Source organism: Corynebacterium auriscanis (assembly GCF_030408435.1).
Lineage (GTDB): Bacteria > Actinomycetota > Actinomycetes > Mycobacteriales > Mycobacteriaceae > Corynebacterium > Corynebacterium auriscanis.
Map to the genome: position 1 here is coordinate 216,574 of NZ_CP047046.1, position 19,432 is coordinate 236,005.

General features: G+C 59.0%; 11 protein-coding genes. All 11 read left to right on the forward strand.

The window, feature by feature from the left end; translation table 11 throughout:
- The first annotated feature begins 49 nt into the window (after positions 1-49).
- A complete protein-coding gene (glf, locus tag CAURIC_RS00925; RefSeq protein ID WP_265915247.1) occupies positions 50-1,219 on the forward strand; it encodes a UDP-galactopyranose mutase in 1,170 nt (389 codons plus the stop codon).
- A 204-nt stretch (positions 1,220-1,423) separates the two neighbouring features.
- Complete coding sequence (locus CAURIC_RS00930) at positions 1,424-3,505, forward strand: glycosyltransferase (RefSeq protein ID WP_035116005.1); 2,082 nt, start codon at positions 1,424-1,426, stop codon at positions 3,503-3,505.
- Positions 3,506-3,629: 124 nt separating this feature from the next.
- Positions 3,630-4,139, forward strand: coding sequence for a phosphatase PAP2 family protein (locus CAURIC_RS00935; RefSeq protein ID WP_035116002.1), 510 nt, complete (start codon positions 3,630-3,632; stop codon positions 4,137-4,139).
- Between the two features lie 47 nt (positions 4,140-4,186).
- Positions 4,187-5,212, forward strand: a complete 1,026-nt coding sequence (locus CAURIC_RS00940) for a decaprenyl-phosphate phosphoribosyltransferase (RefSeq protein WP_070433640.1) — start codon at positions 4,187-4,189, stop codon at positions 5,210-5,212.
- Between the two features lie 635 nt (positions 5,213-5,847).
- Positions 5,848-6,867, forward strand: coding sequence for an alpha/beta hydrolase (locus CAURIC_RS00945; protein ID WP_070433551.1), 1,020 nt, complete (start codon positions 5,848-5,850; stop codon positions 6,865-6,867).
- A 138-nt stretch (positions 6,868-7,005) separates the two neighbouring features.
- Positions 7,006-7,746 carry a YoaK family protein gene (locus CAURIC_RS00950; protein ID WP_052095194.1) on the forward strand — a complete coding sequence of 247 codons (741 nt, stop codon included), beginning with the start codon at positions 7,006-7,008 and terminating at the stop codon, positions 7,744-7,746.
- Positions 7,747-8,010: 264 nt separating this feature from the next.
- Positions 8,011-9,972: an alpha/beta hydrolase-fold protein gene (locus CAURIC_RS00955; RefSeq protein WP_290182994.1), complete on the forward strand. Its 1,962-nt coding sequence runs from the start codon at positions 8,011-8,013 to the stop codon at positions 9,970-9,972.
- A 227-nt stretch (positions 9,973-10,199) separates the two neighbouring features.
- The gene (locus CAURIC_RS00960; protein WP_052095193.1) at positions 10,200-10,853 is read left to right on the forward strand and encodes a DUF732 domain-containing protein; all 654 of its coding nucleotides are present in this window, start codon (positions 10,200-10,202) and stop codon (positions 10,851-10,853) included.
- Positions 10,854-10,993: 140 nt separating this feature from the next.
- Positions 10,994-11,932 (forward strand): cutinase family protein, encoded by a 939-nt coding sequence (locus CAURIC_RS00965; protein ID WP_035115932.1) that lies wholly within the window; start codon positions 10,994-10,996, stop codon positions 11,930-11,932.
- 111 nt (positions 11,933-12,043) lie between these two features.
- Positions 12,044-13,900 carry a FadD32-like long-chain-fatty-acid--AMP ligase gene (locus CAURIC_RS00970; protein ID WP_035115930.1) on the forward strand — a complete coding sequence of 619 codons (1,857 nt, stop codon included), beginning with the start codon at positions 12,044-12,046 and terminating at the stop codon, positions 13,898-13,900.
- 231 nt (positions 13,901-14,131) lie between these two features.
- Positions 14,132-19,240, forward strand: coding sequence for a polyketide synthase Pks13 (pks13, locus tag CAURIC_RS00975; protein WP_290182998.1), 5,109 nt, complete (start codon positions 14,132-14,134; stop codon positions 19,238-19,240).
- Positions 19,241-19,432: the final 192 nt, after the last annotated feature.

Genomic DNA, 19,432 nt, shown 5'->3' on the forward strand with positions numbered 1-19,432 from the left:
CCGGAGTGCCTGCCCTGCGAATGCCGGCGTGCCGGGTAACCTTGGCGCCATGAGTGAAAAAGCGAAGTACGACCTCATTGTTGTTGGCACCGGCCTGTTCGGACTGACCGTGGCTGAACGCGCCTCGACGCTCAAGGGAGCGCGGGTGCTGATGATTGAAAAGCGCTCGCACCTAGGCGGAAATGCTTACTCCGAGCGTGACCCGGAAACCAACATTGAGGTACACAAGTACGGCGCACACCTGTTCCACACGTCCAACGAGCGAGTGTGGGAATACGTCAACCAGTTCACGGAGTTCACGGACTACCAGCACCGAGTGTTCGCCATGCACGACGGCAACGCGTATCAGTTCCCCATGGGCCTGGGCCTGATCAACCAGTTCTTCGGCCGGTACTACACCCCAGATGAAGCAAAGAAGCTGATTGAGGAACAACGCGGAGACCAAGATCCACACAGTGCGAAAAACTTAGAGGAAAAGGCCATCGCACTGATCGGCGAACCGCTGTATGAAGCATTCGTGAAGCACTACACCGCCAAGCAGTGGCAGACCGATCCGAAGGATCTGCCGGCCTCCATCATCAGCCGCCTGCCGGTTCGCTACACCTTCAATAACCGCTACTTCAACGACACGTATGAAGGACTGCCGGTCGATGGCTACACCGCGTGGATGAACAAGATGGTGGAAAGCGACAATATCGACGTGCGCCTAGACACCGATTGGTTCGCCGCGCGCGAGGACATCCAGGCGGAGAACCCGGGAGCCCCCGTGGTGTACACCGGTCCGCTGGATAAGTACTTCAACTACCAGGAGGGCGAGCTGGGTTGGCGTACCTTGGACTTCGAGACTGAGGTGCTGGATACGGGTGACTTCCAGGGCACCTCGGTGATGAACTACAACGATGCGGACGTGCCCTACACTCGCATTCACGAGTTCCGGCACTTCCATCCAGAGCGCGAGGCGGAGCACGCCAAAGACAAGACGATCATCGTCAAGGAGTACTCCCGTTTCGCCGAGCGCGATGAGGAAGTGTACTACCCCATCAACACGCCCGAAGATCGTGACAAGCTACAGAAATACCGCGAGCTGGCCCAGCGCGAAACCGATGAGCACAAGGTGTTCTTCGGTGGACGTTTGGGTACGTACCAGTACTTGGACATGCACATGGCGATCGGATCAGCCCTGAGCATGTACGACAATAAAATCGCTGCGTTGCTGTAGGGAAGTAACCGGGAGCGATGCCTAGTCAAGCCCAGTGCGCTCGGCCCCCTGCGTTCCCTGATCACGGCACCAACCCCTGCCAATGCCCGGTTTGGGCGTGGCGGAGGGCGCCCTCGGCGGGGCAATCGTGGATAATTGATGGGTAATACTGTCTACGTGGAGGTCCGCTTCCAGCCCATGGCTGCTCAAACTAAGTCTGAAAACATGAGTGCTCAAGCTCAGTCTGAATCGCGCGATTCCTTCGATCCAACCCGTCTAGCTCGGGTTATCCTGCCGAAGCGCGGTGAACCACGGGATGTGCGCTCGCTTTACATCGTGGAAGACGAGCAGTCCACTGCTGGACGTGTCACCGCACTATCCCGCACATCGTGCACTATTCCCGGTGGCACCGAGATCTCCTTCGAATCCTATTTCAACGCGTTCCCGGCCTCCTACTGGCGCCGCTGGTCCCAGTTAGACGACGTGCAGCTGCGCATCGAGCTCACCGGTGATGCACGCGTGGATATCTACCGTTCGAAGATCGACGGTTCGCGTATTGCCGTCACCGGCGATGTAGTGGAGACTGATGAATCGGGCCGGGGGACTGCGGAGTTCACCATCTCGTTGGCGCCGTTTGAAGATGGTGGCTGGATCTGGTTCGACATCACGTGCGAATCCGCCGTGACCATTCACTCCGCTGGTTGGTACGCGACGAAACCGGCCGAGGGCCAGGTTTTAGTATCCGACGCCACGCTGACAGACCCTACGACCGGAGCAGAGAAGCGATACTCCGCGGGGGACGTTCTGCCGGTAGCCGAACCGCGCGTGACAGTGGGCATTCCCACGTTCAACCGGCCCACGGACGCGGTGGCGGCGCTCGAAGCACTGTCTTCCGACCCGGTCGTGGATGCAGTGATCGATGCCGTGATCATGCCGGATCAGGGCGATAAGCACCCCGCAGATGAGCCGGGATTCCCCGCGGTAGAGGCCCACTTCGGCGACCGCCTGCGCATCTGCCCGCAGGGCAACCTCGGTGGCTCCGGTGGTTACTCCCGCATCATGTATGAGGCCCGGCACGCAGAGCGCGGCACTGATAGCCCATTCATTCTGTACATGGACGATGACATCCAGATTGAGCCGGACGCGGTCTTGCGTTCCTTGGCTGCTGCCCGCTACGCTACGTCGCCGATGTTGATCGGTGGCCAGATGCTGAACCTGCAGGAGCGCAGCCACCTGCACACTATGGGTGAAGTGATCGACCGCGGTTCCTTCATGTGGACTGCCGCGCCACACACGCATTACGATCATGATTTCTACAAGCATCCTCTGCGCGATCGCGGATCATATGGCAACAATGCCTCCGGTGAAGAGATCGATTCCAAGGATCTACACCGTCGCATCGACGTGGATTACAACGGCTGGTGGATGTGCATGATCCCACGGGTCGTCGCGGAAACCATCGGTCAGCCCCTACCGCTGTTCATCAAGTGGGATGACGGCGAATTCGGCCTCCGCGCGAAGGATGCAGGATTCCCCACCGCATCGTGGCCAGGCATTGCGATTTGGCACATGGCATGGTCCGACAAAGACGATGCCATTGACTGGCAAGCATACTTCCACCTGCGGAACCGCCTGATCGTAGCTGCCATCCAGCACGATGGTTCCCCGCGCGGCATTATCACTTCGATGGCTAAAGCGACAGCCAAGCACCTTTTGTGCTTGGAATACTCCACCGTTGCTATCCAAAATGAGGCGATGAAGGACTTCTTGGCAGGCCCCGAACAGCTCTTCGGCATTCTGGATACTGCACTGCCACGCATCAACAAGCTGCGTAAGAACTACTCCGATGCCCAGGTGTTGCCCAGCGCTACCGCGCTTCCTGCGCCATCCGGTGGACCAGCAGGCCTGACCGATATTCCAACCAACCCGGTTGCCAAAATAAAGACTCTCACCCGGGGGCTGCTGAACAACTCCCGTCCTGCCGATGCTCGCCACCACCACACACCACAGGTGAACCTGCCACCCATCGAAGCCCGCTGGTTCAGCCTATCCCGTGTGGATGGTGCTACTGTCACCACCGCAGACGGCAGGGGAGTGGTGTACCGCAAACGTGACCGTGGCCAGATGATCGCACTGGCCAAGGATTCCGCCCGTTTGCAAAAGGAGGTGGCAGCCCGCTTCGACGAGATGCGTACGCGTTACCGCGCCGCACATCCAGAGCTCACCAGCCGCGAAGCATGGGCCAAGATCTTCGAGCCGGCCCACGCCACCGCGACGGGTACCACCACTGCTCAGGAGAAAAACTAACGTGAATACCGCGAATACCGCGAATAGTGCTGCGGGTAGTGCCAACACCGCGGACAGTGCCACGGGCACCACTAACACCGCGGACAGCGCCGCGAATGGCACCAACACCGCGGACAGTGCCACAATCCCGGGCGACCCGTGGAAAGAATCTGACCTCCTAGTCGCGATTCAAAAAAGCATCTCCCACCAACCCGGTGTGATGTCAACCGCACGGTTGATGAGCTTTTTCGGCGAGCACGCCCTCGGATGGATGGCCCTGGCAGCCGCCGGATGCGCACTAGATAAACCGCGACAGAAGCAGTGGCTAGCCACGGGCGTGGGCGCCTTCTCGGCACACGCGGCCTCGGTGATCGTCAAGCGTATTATCCGCCGGCCTCGCCCGCACGATCCGCGTATCACTATTGGAGTGGGAACCCCGTCCAAGTTGAGCTTCCCTTCGTCGCACGCTACGAGTTCCACCGCGGCGCTCGTCGGTACCGCTCAAACGATTGGTAGCCCGCTACCATTGGTAGGCGTTCCCGCGATGGCCCTTTCCCGTTTGGTACTGGGTGTGCACTATCCAACCGACGTTGTACTGGGCAGCATTATCGGCGCCACCACCGCCGGTATCACGCGCAAGTTAATGCTCGGCTAAAGCGCTGGGCGTCGAATAAAAGAAGTAACAGGACAGGAGAAGAAACGGTGAGCGAACAGCAAAACCGTCCGGAAACCCTGCTCGGTTCCGAACCTCACACCTCGGGTCTGGAGCCCGAGCGTGGCCGGTCCGAGACGAGCGTCCCGACGGATACTTCGGGACCGCGCGCACCGCGTAACCTGCCAGAGGCCATGGTCAAAGCACTGCGCCCGAAGCAGTGGGTGAAAAATGTCCTGGTTGTCGCAGCTCCGGCGGCGGCGGGCAGCTCCTCGCTGTTCCACGGTCGAGTGCTGCTGGACGTGGTGATCGCGTTCGTGGCTTTCTGCCTGGCGGCCAGCTCCATCTACTTGGTCAATGACGCGCGTGATGTGGAAGCCGACCGCGCCCACCCAACCAAGCGATTCCGCCCCATCGCCGCCGGTGTACTTCCAGTGAACCTGGCTTACGCGATGGCCGTGGTGCTGATTATTCTGGCGATTGGTGGCTCGTTCTTAGCGACCTCCGGGTCCAATTTGGCCATTGTGGTTACCGTGTACATCGCCCTGCAGCTGGGGTACTGCTTCGGTTGGAAGCACCAGCCAGTGATTGATATTGCCCTAGTGAGCTCCGGGTTCATGCTGCGTGCGATGGCCGGCGGTGTAGCGGCCTCTATTGTCCTGTCCCAGTGGTTCCTGCTGGTGGCGGCCTTCGGCTCCCTGTTCATGGCAGCCGGTAAGCGCTACGCAGAGTTGAAGCTATCGCTGCGGTCCGGCGCCAAGATACGCAAGTCACTCGAGAGCTACACCCCGACATACCTGCGCTTCGTTTGGACTCTCGCCGCGACTGCCGTGGTGCTGTGCTACGCGCTGTGGGGCTTTGATCTGTCCCAGCGTTCCGATGGTGCGGTGGCTGTGTGGTACCAGATCTCCATGGTTCCCTTTACCGTTGCAATCCTGCGCTACGCCGCGGATGTGGATCGTGGCGAAGGTGGCGCCCCCGATGAGATCGCCCTGAATGACCGCACCCTGCAGCTGCTGGCGCTGACATGGATTTTCACCATCGCTATGGCGGTATACATCGTGCCGGCGCTTTGAGTTGCTTGGCTTTAACCGGCGGGGTTTGAGTAGGGGAGCTGGACCTGGGCTCTCTTGAACGCCCCTGGGGCTGGTTTTCGCGCGCTGAACTTGGGGCCGGTATTCTCGCGTTGAACCTGGGGCCGGTTTTCGCGCGCCGAGCTTGGGGCCGGTTTTCGCGCGCCGAGCTTGGGGCCGGTTTTCGCGCGCCGAGCTTGGGGCCGGTTTTCTCGCGCCGAGAAACAAATGTGCAGCAGAAGTCCAACAAAAACGCGTCATTTTGTCTGAGTTCTGCTGCACATTGTGTGGACTAGTGCGTGGGCAGTGGTCTCCTCGCTACATCGGTGTTCGTTATCCGGGGGTGTGGACTAGTGCGTGGGCGGTGGTCTCCTCGTTAGATCGGTGTTCGTTATCCGGGGATGCGAACTAGTGCTTGGGCAGTGGTCTCCCTGCCCCTGCCCCTCAACACTCACCTACCCCTTTGGGTGGGTGTCTTCTTTTGGGGTATGTCCGGGCTGCCTGAAAGTGGTGCTCGACGACAAATTTGCGGTTCCGTGGGCGGCAACCTCTGCCGTGTGGCAGAAGTATTAGTTAGAAACGTAACTTTTTGGTAACATCACCACTCGACGTTAAACCACTTAAGGGAGTCAAAGTAAATGAACGCTCATCAGACTGCACAGGGTTGGGGAAAGAAGATCCTCGCCTTGATGGTGGCGCTGACCACCGCAATGGGCTTGGCTACCGTTGCCGCACCTTCGGCCTCGGCCGCGGATAACCGCACCCGCCTGCGCCCCGGTTGCACCTGGAGCCCATACAAGTTCTACGTACAGAACTGCTGGGTTAACTCCCCAGCAATGGGTCAGAAGATTAAGGTACAGATCAAGCCGTCCTCCCGCGGTGGTAACGCGGGCATTTACCTCCTCGACGGCCTTCGCGCGCGCCAGGATTGGAACGGCTGGACGTACCAAGGCCGCGGCGTGGACATGTTTGTCAATGACAATGTCACGCTGGTGATGCCCGTTGGTGGCCAGTCTCAGTTTTACGCGGACTGGATCGCGCCGTACGGTGGCACGGGTGGGCCGAAGAAGCCGAAGTGGGAGACCTTCCTCACCCGCGAACTCCCTAACTACCTGCAGCGCCACTTCGGTGTAAGCCCACGCAACAATGCCGTTGTGGGCCTGTCCATGGGTGGTACGGCCGCAATGAACCTCGCCGCTTGGCACCGCAATCAGTTCAAGCACGTTTCCTCTCTGTCTGGTTACCTGAACCCAACGTGGCCTGGCATGTACTTGGGTATCCAGTACGCAATGATGCAGGGTGGCGGTCCGGGTGCTCGCATCTGGGACATGTGGGGTTCCCCAGTGGACCCAACCCGCTTCCGCAATGACCCAACCATTCAGGCCGGCCGTTTCGCCGGTATGCCGATGTACCTCTCTGCCGCTGGCGGAATTACCACCTCTCAGGAAAACTTCCTCGGCGACCCGATCGGCGTGGCATCGGGCGTTGCCCTAGAGTGGCTATCCCGTACTTCCACTGCGAAATTCGAGGTCGCAGCTAGGGTTGCGGGTGCTCGCCCAGTGGTTAGCTATCCAATAACTGGAGTCCACAACTGGCCTTACTGGAACATCGAGCTGCGTAACGCTCGTCCTCACATCCTTCGTGCTCTACATGCTTAGGTGACTCATATCGGGTTAAAACCCTCTAAGGCTTGTCAGCCTTAGAGGGTTTTTCGTGTCCCAGCGGTGGGCGGCTGATGCTGTGTTCTGGTGGTACTCTTTGCCTCGTCACGATTAACGATCCAAGGCGAGCCTGCAGTGAGTCCAAGCACTTTTTTTCGACAAGCACGCGAAACTGTTCTTCCCGTAACGTCCAATCCCCATGGCCCGCTACCTCCGCTGCTTCTGGTCTGGACGGTAGTAACTGGACTCGTGGATGCTTATTCTTACCTGCAGCTTAACCACGTTTTCGTAGCCAACATGACGGGAAATGTTGTGTTCTTAGGCTTTTCCTTTTCTGGGGTCTCTGGTTTTGCGTGGTGGGCCTCGCTCCTGGCTATCGTGGCCTTCATGACGGGGGCGAAACTTGGTGGGGGCTTTGCACACGTGAGGAAACCCCGTCACCGTGGCTCACTGCTATTTAGAGCTGGGATGGTTCAGATGCTGCTTTTCGCTGCATCCGCACTTTTGGCCTTTGTTCTGCCACCGAGCCAAAGTACTGCCAGTTTGGTGATGCTGGTTATCGTTCTTTCCGTAGCGATGGGTCTGCAGAATTCAATTGCGCGAGAGCTGTCGGTTCCCGACCTCACTACGACTGTTCTTACGCTGACCATCACCGGGCTTGCAAGTGATGGCGAAGGGAGCCACAAAACCAACAATGCTGGTCGGCGTGTCCTTTCGATTATGTCCATGGCGCTGGGTGCTTTGGTTGGAGGGGCCATGGTGCATGTTGGAACTGGATACTTGGCATTGCTGATCGCGGTTGCGCTTACTGCGGTTATAACGTGGCGGGCGTTCAGCTTGCGCAATGTCACCGCCGAATGGGCGCGGTTGGCGTAGGGGCCAATTCGTCCTCGGATTTCCCAAGCCGTTGGTTTTGTGGGAAAAGCTAATTCTTGCTAGATTTTTCGTGGTAGCCTAACCCTCAAGTAAAACTTTAAGTTTGCTGCGTGTTACACAAGCGGATAGCTAAACGCTTGTAATAATGACTACTGTCAATTGCCACGCGCGCCAGTATCGAAGCGGGAGGGGAACCTGCTTCGGTCCTAGCTCCGCACGACCAACTCGACATAGCTGACGCTCACGAAGGAAAGAATGTAACTTATGCGCCCTGCCGCGATTAAATCCCCCCGCTTCCGCTCCGCACGTCGCGTGAGCGCTGCTTCCTTGGCCCTGCCGCTCGCTGTTGCAATGGGCCTATCTTTGGCACCTGTAGCCCCAGCTCAGCAGGCACCAGGTTCCCTGTCCTCCAGCAGCCCTGGATCCGGCACCGGATACCTGAACCCGGATAACCTCCCCAAGCGCACACCACAGAAGGTCACCGAGCAACCCCTGCAAGGCCTGCCAGAAGGCGTGAGTGTTGATCGCGTGGAGTGGATTACCGATCGCTGGGCGAACGTCTTCATCAACTCGAAGGCTATGCCAGGCAAGCCCATCAAGGTGCAGATCCTGCTGGCCCGTGATTGGTACAAAACTCCAGACAAGAAGTTCCCAACCGTATGGGCGCTCGACGGTCTGCGCGCCCGTGACGACGAATCCGGTTGGACCTTGGCCACGAACATTACGTCCTTCTACGCCGATAAGAACGTCAATGTGGTGCTACCAGTCGGCGGCGAGTCCTCCTTCTACACCGACTGGCAGCAGCCAGACAAGGGCAAGCACTACAAGTGGGAATCCTTCCTCACCCAAGAGTTGCCCGCTGTCCTGCGTGAAGGCTGGCGCTCCACGGAAGACCGCGCGATCGTTGGCCTTTCCATGGGTGGCACCGCCGCAATGAACCTAGCCGAGCGCTTCCCTAAGATGTGGAAGTTCGTCGGTTCCTTCTCCGGCTACCTAGACACCACCTCCTATGGCATGCCACAAGCAATCGGTTACGCTACCAACGACGGTGGCGGCTACGATGCCCAGAAGATGTGGGGGCCATATGGCAGTCAGGACTGGACGGATCACGATCCGAAGCTGGGCATCAAGGACCTCGGTGACATGACTGTCTACGTTTCAGCTGGTAACGGTAACGCGGGCAAGTACGACAAACCGGGCGCTCTGCCCGGACTGCCTGCCAACATGGCCGGCTTTGGCTTGGAGGCAATGTCCCGTATGACCACCGAGACCTTCGTGCGCTACGCGAAAGCCGCCAACAAGAAGGTCATTACCCAGTTCCGCCCGTCGGGCACCCACGACTGGCCATACTGGCAGTTCGAGATGACCCAGGCATGGCCTTACATTGCCGATACTCTGAACCTGCCGGAATCCGATCGTGGCGCATCCTGCCAGCCCGTTGGGGATATTGCGAAGCGCGTGAGCGAGTTCCCGCAGCTCGGCGCTTGCATCTCTGATGAGTACGACGGTGCGGGCAAGGGGAAGATTCAGGACTTCCGCGGCGGTCGTGCTTACTGGAGCCCAGAAACCGGTGCTCACTTCCTGTGGGGTCGTATCGGTGCTCTGTATTCCAGCCTGAAGGGCACTCACTCGTGGCTGGGCTACCCGAAGAGCGAAGAAATCTCGATCTCCAACGGACGCGGTCGCTTCGTGGCGTTTGAACACGGCAACATCTACTGGACCCCAACCACCGGTGCTGTCGCTGTAGCCAAGGACATCCTGGGCACCTGGGGCAAGATCAAGTACGAAAATGGCCCGCTCGGTTACCCAACGGCTGAAGCAAAGAAGATGGGCGACGGCTGGGTGCAGCAGTTCGAAAACGGCGTTATCACCCGTGATAAGGACGGCAAAACCCAGTACGTGCAGGGTGAAATCTCTAAGAAGTACATGTCGGTCAAGGGGCCAGAGTCTAAGCTCGGTTTCCCGGTTACCGGTGAAAACTCCCTGCCGAACAACAAGGGCAAAATGTCCGAGTTCACGGGTGGATTTATTTACTGGTCCCCAGCTACCGGCGCACACATCATCTACAAGGGTGCGATCTTCGATGCATGGGGCGAGGAAAAATTCGAACAGGGCAAATTCGGCCTGCCCACCGCTGATCAGGAAGCTATTCCAGCCGGTGGCCAGATCGTGAAGTTCCAAGGCGGCACCATCAGCGAAGTAAACGGCAAGATCGTCAAGAAGTAACGGCAAGATCGTCAAGAAGTAGCGGCACGGTCGTCAAGAAGTAACGGCAAGATCGTCAAGAAATAGGGCGAATCCCGCCGGAGTTACAAGCCTTTGGCGATGGTGGCTTCAGGCAACCATCAGCCAAGGGCTTTAGTCTTTTTCTGGACACATCTACCGTGCTCACATCACTCCCGGCCTCCGCATGGTCGGGGACAAAACTCACAACCTCACAAGGAGTCCATGTCATGCACGTTCCACACCAGCCATTCGGGAACCATTTGCAGTCGGTGGAACACGCTTCCTGCACCGTTTCCTCAACTTCTTCGCGGAAGCGCCGCCGTTCTTTCAACCGTGGTTGGCTTGTAGCTCCATTGGCAGCTGCACTGCTTTCTGGCGGTTTAGTTGCCTGTGGTTCGGACTCCACGGTGGATAACAATGCGGATTCTTCCTCCACTGCCTCCAGTGTGCCTTCTGTTTCTGCGTCGGCTTCGGCGACCTCTTCTCAAACCTCTGATTCCGACGCCCCGTCGGATTCGAACTCTGCTTCTCCCGAGCCCGAACAAGGTGGTCCGATGACGACTGCCCGGGATGGCAGCGTAGAAGAAATTGATGAAGTTCCGGCTGGTGCCGGCCGCACCGCCGAAGACGATGATTTTTTGAACGAGCTCAAAAACAAAGGCATAGATTTTGACAAGGCCGGTGATAAGAATGCGTCAGCCAGCCTGCAAGATCAGGTCATCGCAGCGGCCAGGGCGTCGTGCCAAGAAGGCAGTGATGATCGCATTCAGAATTACCTACCGATGGCAGCAGGGCAGATGCAGGCCCAAGGCGTGGTTGATAAACCAGAGGAAGCAGCGAAAACAATCCAAGATGCGGCGAAGAAGGTGTATTGCAAGTAAGTCTTGCTAGGCCGTGTATTGCAAGTAAATCTTGCTAGGCCGCGTATTGCAAGTAAGTCCTGCTAGGCCGCGTATTGCAAGTAAATCTTGCTAGGCCGTAAGGCATTGGAACCGGAATCAGAACAACAGGTAAAAGGACTATGAAAAAGCTGCTTACGATCGTTGCCGCCCTCGTGGTGGTCATCGTTATTGTTGTGGGCGTGGGGTCGTGGATCAACAAGAACGACAATGCGGGACCATCGCTACCGGGACCGAAGGAACCATCGAACTCGGCTGGGCCGAACGCGCCACAAAACCCACCTGGTTGCGCGCCTTATGAACTGATCGCCGCTCCGGGAACTTGGGAGTCCAAGGCCAACGACGATCCCGTTAATCCACATGCTTTTAAGTGGTCTTTGCTGTTACAGACCACGCAGCCACTGCAGCAACAGTACAGTCCAGAGCAGCTCAAGGTGTGGACAGTGCCCTATACGGCGCAATTCCGCAACATCAATGCGCAGCATGAGAAAACTTACGATGCCTCCCGCGCGGAGGGTTACGGCAAGATCGCCAATGAACTGAAGAGCACCCACCAGCGTTGCCCAGCTACGAAGTTCCTCTTGGTCGGGTTTAGCCAAGGCGCGGTCATCATGGGCGATATGGCCAACAACATTGGCAATGGCCGCGGGCCGGTTCCGGCAGATTCCGTGCGTGGAGTGACCTTGATCGCCGATGGTCGGCAGGAACTGGACAAAGGCGTCCTGGTGGGTAATAAGGGCGTCAGCGGTGTGGGCGCGGAAATCGCCCTCAATCCGGTGAGCGGATTGATCCAGGGCATCGTCCCGGGGGCAACCATGAGGGGCCCACGACCTGATGGCTTTGGTGGGCTCAGTGACCGCGTATTTAATATCTGCGCCGTCGGCGACTTGGTGTGTGACGGCCCCCGGGATCCCGTGAATGCGGTGGCCAAAGCACGCGAAATGTTTCTGGCGAATCCGGTGCACAAGGAGTATGCAAAAAACCGTAGTGTGCTGCCCGGCGGAGCAACCGCACCGGAGTGGGTTGTGGGTTGGACCAAGAAAATCGTGGAAGCTGGATAACGGGTGGAGACTTTTCTCACGTTTCACACGAGTAACGCAGACGGACGGGTCCACGATATGTTTCACTAGATAAAACCAGTAGTTTTCTGTTCGATAACCAAGGGATGTGGCATGGACATTCAGTCCGCAATGAAGCAATTCTATGACGAGCAAGGGAATATCAATGTTCCTGACCAGCTCACTTTGTCCGGCATGTGCGAAATGCTCTACACCATGGCCCAAATGGAGGGCACAGCCGATGACGTGTTGATCCGTTACTGGGACTTCAGCGGATCCCGCGAAGGTGCATTGCGAGAGGTCAGTCGTTCGGAGGTCAACACCCGCATCAAGGCCGTGTGCGTGCGTCTGCAGCAGGTTGCCGAGCCCGGTGATCGCGTAGCCATCCTCGCCAACAACTCTCCGGAGTACATGTACGCCTTCTTGGGCGCCATGTACGCCAAGATGGCGCCGGTTCCGCTATATGATCCCAACGAACCCGGCCACACGGGGCACCTCACTGCGGTGTTGGGTTCATCCGAGCCCAAGGTGGTGCTGACTAATAAGCAGTCCGCCTCAGCTGTTCGCCAGCACTTCGCCGGTGTAGCTGCCGCAGAACGCCCCCGGGTGCTGACCGTGGATGCGCTTCCGGATTCCTTGGCCGAGGAGTGGGTCAACCCCATGATGACCTACATGTCTAACCCGGAGTTGGCGCCGAAGAGCAGCGATGAGGCTTTCCTGCAGTACACGTCGGGCTCCACCCGCACTCCCGCCGGTGTTGTTCTCACGCACAAGTCCATCGTGACTAACGTGTTGCAGATCTTCGCTGCCGCCAACCTTAAGCCCCCGATGCGACTGGTGACGTGGCTGCCGCTGCACCACGATATGGGCGTGATCCTCGCGGCATTCGTCATCATCTTGGGTGTGCCGTTTGACCTGATGAGCCCACGCGACTTCATCCAGGACCCCTCCCGCTGGCTCAAGCAGCTCAACAAGCGCGATGATGAGGAAAATACGTATACCGTGGTACCCAACTTCGCGCTGGAAATGGCAGTTCGCTACGCAGATCCCGCGAAAACCCCCGGTTTGGAGAACCTGGACCTCTCCCGCTTGGACGGCATCATCAACGGCTCGGAGCCAGTGCACAACAGCACGGTGGAAAAGTTCGTGGAGCTGTTTTCTAACTATGGTTTGAATCGCCAGACTCTGCGTCCGTCTTACGGTCTGGCCGAAGCTACCCTGATTGTCACCACCCCACAGACCGAGGATCGCCCACTGACCAAGTGGTTCGATCGTGAACACCTGGCGAATGGCAAGGCTGAAGAGTTGGCGCAAGCTGACAGCAAGGCAATGCCTTTGATGTCCCTGGGGCAGGTATGTAGTCCGCAGGTCATGGCCATCGTGGATCCCGAAACTGGGAAAGAGCTACCCGAAGGCACCGTCGGTGAAATCTGGGTGCACGGTGAAAACATGGCAGCTGGTTACCTGAACCGCGAGGACGAGACGCGGGAGACCTTCCGCAACCACCTTCCGCAGGCCAACCGTCTGACCGAGGGGTCAGCTACCGGCGATGCGCCCGAGGACAACTGGATGCGCACCGGTGACCTGGCCGTGGTTCTGGACGGCCAGTTGTATATCACTGGTCGCCTCAAGGACCTCATCATCGTGGCCGGCCGCAACCACTACCCGCAGGACATCGAAGCCACGGCTGACGAGGCGCAGGATCAGACCGCTGCAGCCGTCATCGCCGCTTTCGCTGTGGAAGCAGAAAACATCGAAGGCCTAGTTGTTATCGCAGAACGCGATCCGGAGGCATCCGAAGATGGCGATGCTGCCGCGGTTGATGCGATCCGCGCAGCCGTCACCAAGGTTCACGGAGTGCAGCCACAGGATATTCGGATCGTGGCTCCTGGCGGAATCCCACGTTCCAGCGCTCACAAGATCGCTCGTCGCGTAGCGGCTAAGGCTTACCTGGACGGAAAGTTCGACTAATTACGCGCCACGTGGCGGCCAGCTGTCCACTGCAAAGGGGGCTGTTGGGCGTCACGTTGTTTCATTGTTGGCTCCGCCCGCGGTTGCATAACGGAGGCACCATTGCGTGCCCCTACACTGTTACTGACGAAAAATAGCTTCTATAGTTTTTGTTGAACGATTACTGGCGAAGCGGAAAATACACGCAAGTTAAAAACACGCAAGTTACACGAAAGGACATCGCGGTTCCCTATGGAGGACAATCTCACAGTCGGCTCTGCATCCTCGAATAACCGCCCCACCAGCATCTCCGAGATGCGGCAGTGGTTGCGGGACTGGGTGGCGAAGACTACCGGCTTGTCCCCGCAGCAGATCACGGACGACCGTTCGATGGAGGAATTCGGCCTTTCCTCCCGCGATGTCGTTATCCTCTCGGGCGATCTGGAGCGCCTAACCGGTCAAAGCCTTGATGCCACCGTTGCCTACGAGTTCAACTCCATTGCCGCACTGGCCGATTACCTTATCAACGGTCGCGGTTCTATTTCTTCCGACGCCGCTTTCTTCCCCGCCCAAGGTGGTGCTTCCGGGCAGGCATTGAGCCCCGACGATCGTGATGTGGCCATTGTCGGCGTGGCTGGCCGTTACCCAGGCGCTAATAGCGCCGACGAAATGTGGGAGATGTTCTTGGGCTACCGCAGCGGGGTAGGAGAATTGCCCGCGGGCCGTTGGTCGGAGTACGCCGGTGATAAGGAAATGACCCGCCGGATGGAAGAGGCGGTGCTTACGGGCGGATACTTGGAAGACATCGCGGCTTTCGATGCCGAGTTCTTCGGCCTATCTCCGGTGGAAGCTGCCAACATGGACCCCCAGCAGCGCATTGTTTTGCAATTGACGTGGGAGGCCCTAGAGAACGCGGGCATTCCAGCCAACCAGTTGCGCGGGCTGCCGGTGGGGGTGTTTATGGCATCCAACAACAACGATTACGGGATGTTGATTTCCGCGGATCCCACGGAAGCGCACCCTTACGCGTTGACCGGTAACTCTTCGGCCATTATTGCCAACCGTATCTCTTATGCTTTTGACTTCCGCGGGCCATCGATTTCGGTGGATACGGCCTGCTCGGCGTCCCTGGTATCTATTCACCAAGCCGTTCGTTCTCTACGTGATGGGGATTCCACCGTGGCCATCGCTGGTGGTGTGAACATCCTTTCCAATCCGTTCGGTACGGTGGCGTTTTCCGAGCTCGGGGTGCTGAGCCCCACTGGTAAGATCCACGCATTCTCCGATGATGCGGACGGAATCGTTCGCTCCGATGGCGCGGGCGTGGTCGTGCTGAAGCGCCTGTCCGATGCCCGCCGTGATGGGGATAAGGTCTTGGCGGTCATTAAGGGTTCGGCCGTGAATTCCGATGGCCGTTCCAACGGTCTCACCGCCCCGAACCCGGACGCGCAGGTAGACGTCCTGCGCGCGGCGTACACGGACGCCGGCATTTCGCCCACGCACGTGGATTATGTGGAGGCACACGGCACCGGCACGATCTTGGGTGATCCCATTGAAGCCACGGCCCTGGGTGCGGTGCTGTCCGGCCCACGCGATGCTGCGAACCCGCTGCTGCTGGGTAGTGCCAAGACGAACTTCGGTCACACCGAAGCGGCAGCGGGCGTGGCGGGCGTGATCAAGGTGGTCAAGGCCATGGAGCACGGCATGATCCCGCCATCACTGAACTACGCGGGCCCTAACCCGTACATCGATTTTGACGGCGCGCACCTGGAAGTTGTGGAGGACGCGCGGGAATGGCCTGCATACTCCGGCCGTCCCGTGGCGGGCGTGTCCGGATTCGGCTTTGGTGGAACCAACGCGCACGTGGTCATCACCGCGCCGGAGGCGCAGCAGCCCGAACTCGCTGACGATGTGACCCCGGCAGGTGGCGCACTGGTGGCGGATGAGGGCGTCGAGCAAAAGTACATCCTGCCCGTATCCGGCCTGTTGCCTTCTCGTCGACGCCAGGCCGCTGAAGACCTCGCCACCTGGTTGGAAGAAAACCGGGATTCTGAGGGCGTGACGCTGGAATCCGTTGCGCGTGCACTGGCTGGCCGGAACCATGGCCGTTCGCGTGGTGCGATCCTGGCCGGCGACTTCGACCAGGCAATTGACGGACTGCGACGATTGGCTGACAAGCGCAGCGGGGCGCATGTGAAGTCGGCGGATTCACCGTCGACGACCGGCCCTGTGTGGGTGTATTCCGGGTTCGGCTCCCAACACCGCAAAATGGGCAAGGAATTGTACGAGATGTCCCCATTCTTCGCGGCACGGCTGCGGGAATTGGATGAGGTGGTTCAGCGCGAATCCGGTTGGTCCTTGGTGGAGAAGATCCTCGATGATGACCAAGACTTCGATACTGAATCCGCTCAGGTGGGAATCACGTGTATCCAGATTGCGCTGACTGAACTGTTACAGCATCTGGGTGTGAAGCCCAGCGCGGTTGTGGGGCAGTCGATGGGTGAGATCGCCGCGGCTTTTGCAGTGGGTGGTCTGTCCAAGGAAGATGCCGTACTGGTTGCCTGCCACCGTTCCCGCCTCATGGGCGAAGGCGAGCAGAACCTGCCGGAGGACAAGCAGGGTGCAATGGCCGTGGTGGAATTCGGTGTGGAGGAACTGGCTACCTTCACCAGCGAGCATCCCGAATTTGCAAAGGTTGAGCCCGCGGTCTACGCCGCGCCCGGCATGACTACCGTGGGTGGTCCGCGCGAGCCCGTGGCGAAACTGGTGGAGCACCTAGAAAGCGAGGGCATGTTTGCCCGCCTGCTGCCCGTGAAGGGTGCGGGGCACACGTCCATGCTGGATCCGATCTTGGGTGAATTGCACTTCGAGATCGGTGATATTCAGCCACGTCCGATCCACACTCCGCTGTATTCCACCGTGGATCGTGGCCGGGTTTACCGCCCGGGTGAAACGTTGCACGATGCCGATTACTTTGTTCGTTGCACCCGGCAGCCGGTGTGGTTCCGCGATGCGACGGGCCAACAGTTCGACGATGGATTCCGCACGTTCGTGGAAATCAGCCCGAACCCGGTGGCGTTGATGCCGCTGATGAACAATTCCTTCGCACATGATGCATCCGATTCCAAGCTGTTGTTCTTGCTTAAGCGCAAGGAACCGGCGGGTGAGACCGTGGCAAATTGCCTTGCGGAATTGTACGTGCAGGGCAGCGATGTGGACCTGAAGGCCTTGGTCGGCCCTTTTGGTGCGACTGCGACGGTGCCGGGAGTGCGCTGGAATCTGCAGCGCCATTGGACCAATGCCCGCCCGGCTTCGGGTGGGGTAGCTGGTCTGCCCGGTGTACGCGTGGATCTGCCGGACGGCCGCGTGGCGTTTTCCGTGGGGGCTGATCTGGTGCCGAGCGTGCTGGCTATGGCTGAAGCCGTGGCGGAACAGGTCGCGCCTGGTGCGCAGGTTGTGGCCAGCGAAGAGCACGCGGTCTTGCCAAGTGCGGGTTCCTTGACGGCGATGGCTACCAAAAGCCTGGGGGGATGGTCGGTGGAGGTCTACGACGCCGAGACAAGCTCCGCCATGCCACTGGTGGGCGAGGCGTTCGTTAGCACGTTGGCTGTGGCCGCGCCGGGTAGTTCCTTATCCGACGCCAAGGCCTCCCCGGCTGGTGCGTCCTTTGATGGCGCTAATCCCCCGGCGGGGGAGAAGCCCGGCGGGGGTTCCGGGGCAAATGCTGGCGCAGCGACTGGTGGAAGGGCTACTGGTGTGGGAACCAAGAATCATGCTCTGCCTGAGGTAGATACCGATGCCATGCGGTGGAGCCCAGAATCGGGTGAATCTGTAGCGGATCGTCTGCGTTCGATCGTGGGTGAATCCATGGGTTACGACGTGGAAGATTTGCCGGGCGAGTTGCCTTTGATTGATTTGGGGCTGGACTCCCTCATGGGCATGCGCATCAAGAACCGCGTGGAATACGATTTTGATTTGCCGCCGCTGCAGGTGCAGACCCTGCGCGATGGCTCGGTCGATGACGTGATCACGATGGTGGAGCGCATGGTGGCGGAAAAGGGCGCGAACCCCACCACCGACAGCACTGGTGCAGATGACGCTGCCGCTGGTGACCAGAAGGACACTGTAGCTGGCGACCAGAAGAGCACTGCAGCCGGCGACCAGAAGGGCACTGCCGGTTCAGAGAAGACCTCGGATTACACTGCCGCTGCAGGTGGCGTGGCCCCTCGTGATGCCAGCGAACGCTTGGTGTTTGCAACTTGGGCGAAGGTCACGGGAAAGGCTGCGCCGGGTGTTACCAGCCCATTGCCGGAGATCTCCGATGAGAAGGCTGCAGAGTTGGCGGAGCGATTGAGCGACCGTTCGGGTGGAGAAATCACCGCCCAAGATGTGCAGAACGCGGACTCTATGGAACCGTTGGCTGATCTGGTGCGCGCGAAATTGGAGACCGCCGTGGAAGGCAACATTCGTGTGCTGCGGGCCCGCGAGGATGGTGCCTCTGGCAGTGGCGCTGAGGGCGCTAACTCGGGGGAGGACTCGGATGCACCTCGCAAGCCCAGCGTATTCCTCTTCCATCCCGCGGGCGGATCCTCCGTGGTATTCCAGCCGTTGATGCGCCGACTACCTGCAGACATTCCTGTATACGGTGTGGAGCGCTTAGAGGGTGAACTCAGCGACCGAGCAGCGCAGTATCTGGACGAGATTATTGAGTACTCTGCTGGCAGGCCGGTGGTTCTTGGCGGTTGGAGCTTTGGTGGTGCGCTGGCGTACGAGGTTGCCAACCAGTTTGCGCAACGTGCCGAGCGCGGTGAACCTACCGTAGAGATCTCCCGCATTGTCTTGTTGGATACCGTACAGCCGAAGAATCCAGCTCCGGATACCAAGGAAGAGATGCATAAGCGGTGGGACCGCTACGCGGAATTCGCTCGCCGCACCTACGGCTTGCCGCTCGAAGTGCCGCACGACCTGCTGGATGAGCACGGCGAGGGTGTGATGCTCACCATGTTCCAGCAGTTCCTTACCTCTCCGGAAGTCGGCGGATTGGGCCTGCCAGCGGGAGTGCTGGAGCACCAGCGGGCCAGCTTTGTGGATAACCGCATCTTGGAATCCCTTGATTTCAGCCAGTGGGCAGCGGTGTCTGCGCCGGTAACGTTGTTCCGTGCCGAGCGAATGCACGACGGCGCCATTGAATTGGAACCTGCATATGCGGAGGTTGCCGAAGATGGTGGATGGGCACAGATCGTGGATGATCTAAAGATCGTGCACCTCAATGGCGACCACTTGGCGATTGTGGATGAACCAGAAATCGGCAAGGTCGGTAAGGTACTGGCTCAGCAGATTGAGGAAGACTTGAAGCGCTAACACCCAGGCAACGCCGCGGGCTTGAGGCGTGGACAGAAAATAAGAGAAGCACAATGGCCCGAAATTTACGGAACCGACTGCAGGCAGCGCCACGGGCTTGAGGCGTGGACAGAGAATAAAAGAAGCACAATGGCCCGAAATCTACGGAACCGACTGCAGGCAGCGCCGCGGGCTTGAGGCGTGGACAGAGAA